At 70.2% G+C, this 1,816-nt stretch carries 3 protein-coding genes; 1 reads left to right on the top strand and 2 read right to left on the bottom strand.

What is annotated here, in order from left to right; genetic code table 11:
• Positions 1-140, bottom strand: a 140-nt coding sequence (locus AC2VOG_RS20320) for a primosomal protein N' family DNA-binding protein (RefSeq protein ID WP_486941619.1), incomplete at its 3' end; no start/stop codon positions are given.
• A gap of 53 nt (positions 141-193) precedes the next feature.
• The gene (locus AC2VOG_RS20315; RefSeq protein WP_486941618.1) at positions 194-922 is read right to left on the bottom strand and encodes a lysoplasmalogenase; all 729 of its coding nucleotides are present in this window, start codon (positions 920-922) and stop codon (positions 194-196) included.
• Between AC2VOG_RS20315 and AC2VOG_RS20310 the strand changes: the two genes are divergently transcribed.
• The coding region (locus tag AC2VOG_RS20310) for an alpha/beta hydrolase (protein WP_486941617.1) at positions 921-1,816 on the top strand (896 nt) is incomplete at its 3' end. The genes AC2VOG_RS20315 and AC2VOG_RS20310 overlap by 2 nt on opposite strands.

Below are 1,816 nucleotides of genomic sequence, written 5' to 3'. Positions count from 1 at the left end.
GTGCGGCGTTCCAGGATGAACCCGTCGACCAGTCGGCCGTGGAACCGTAAGCGCACGCGCACTCCGGGTTGGGCGTCATCGGATTGTTCCGCGGAGACCAGGTAGTCGAAATCCCGATCCAGGTGCGGTACCGACAACATCGGCAGCACTCGGGCAACCGGCTCGAATGCCGCTGCCTGCCGGGTCCGAGTGCTCACTCGGCAGGTGTAGCAGAGCCGGCCGACATCCGACCGAAGAAGAAGCCGGCGGTGATCAACACCTGCGCGGCAGCGTAGGTCCACCAGATCGGCACCGCCAGCTCCTGCGAACCCAGCACGAACCGGCTGATCCCGATCATCGCGTCCGACCAGGCGAAGCACACCGCACCGACCGCCGTCCAGACCGTCGGCAGTCGAGCGAGCAACGCCGCCGACACCATCGCCACCAGCACCAGCATGTAGACGGTGACCGGAATCGTCATGCCGTCGCGCCCCAGCTGCGGCCAGAACCACGCCAGCAGACCGACGCACGCCGCGCACACCAACGCGACGGCGACCAGCCGGGCACGAGACCCACCCGACCGCGCCAGCGGCAGCAGCGCACCCAGAAAACACACGTGCGCCAACAAGAATGCGCCCAGCCCGAACACGAACGACGACGCCCACCACGGAACCGCCAACAGCACGTCGCCGACCGCGCAGAGCAGCAATGCCGGCATCAACCAGCGCCGTTCGCGGACAACAGGATGCGCGGCCGCCGCAAGCGCCAGCAGCAGCGCCATCGACGCCTTGAACGCCGGTTGGGCGCCCCACACCCCGGCCAGCTCCGCACCCGGCGGCGAACGCAGCGCCACGATGGTCAGGAACACGCCGTAGGCGATGCCGGCCCAACCGGCGGCCAGCCACGCGCCGAGCATCACTAGCGGTGCGTACGGTGTCTGCATGCCCAGCGTCGACTCTGGATCCGCGATCGATCCCATCTTGCAGAAGGTACTGGACGCGGTCCCGTTCCGGTTGTCCGCCGACGACGGGGTGGACGCGGCCCGCCAGGCGCTACGTGACCTGCCGCGCCGCAGCTTCCATCCCGAGCTTCAGGTGCAAGACCGTGCCATCGACGGGCCGGCAGGACCGCTCAACATCCGGATCTACTGGCCGCCAACCGAGGACGCCGCGCCGCCGGTGGTGATGTTCTTTCACGGCGGCGGCTTTGTCGTCGGTGACCTCGACACCCACGACGGCACCGCCCGCCAGCACGCCGTCGGCACTGCGGCCGTGGTGGTGTCTGTCGAGTACCGGCTGGCGCCCGAGCATCCCTACCCCGCCGCGATTGACGACGCCTGGGCCGCAACGCAGTGGGTGGCCCGACACGGCGACGAGATCGGTGCCGACGCGAGTCGGCTTGCGGTGGCCGGAGACTCCGCGGGCGGCAACATCGCCGCTGTGATCGCGCAGCGGGCCCGCGACGAGGACGGCCCGCCCATCGCCTACCAGCTGCTGTGGTACCCGGCGACCCTGTGGGATTCGTCGCTGCCCTCGTTCACCGAGAACGCCGATGCCGCGGTTCTCGACAGCGCGGCCGTCGCCATGTTCAGCCGCTACTACGCCGGCGACATCGACCTGTTCAATCCGCCGGTCGGGATGGCGCCGGGGCGGGCCGCGAATCTGGCCGGCCTGCCCGCCGCCTACATCGCCGTGGCCGGCCACGACCCGCTGCGCGACGACGGGGCGCGCTACGGCGAGTTGCTCGCCGCGGCCGGTGTCCCGGTCGAGGTGCACAACGCCGAGACGATGGTGCACGGCTATCTCGGCTACGCCGGAGTGGTGCCGGCGGCGACCGC

The sequence above is a fragment of the Mycobacterium sp. TH-M11 genome, assembly GCF_057473725.1.
The sequence above is the reverse complement of the archived record's forward strand: the minus strand, read 5'-3'. Positions and strand labels throughout refer to the sequence as shown.

Coding starts and splice junctions, on each gene's coding strand:
- AC2VOG_RS20315 (WP_486941618.1), bottom strand. CDS start 922: ATGCAGACACCGTACGCACCGCTAGTGATGCTCGGCGCGTGGCTGGCC.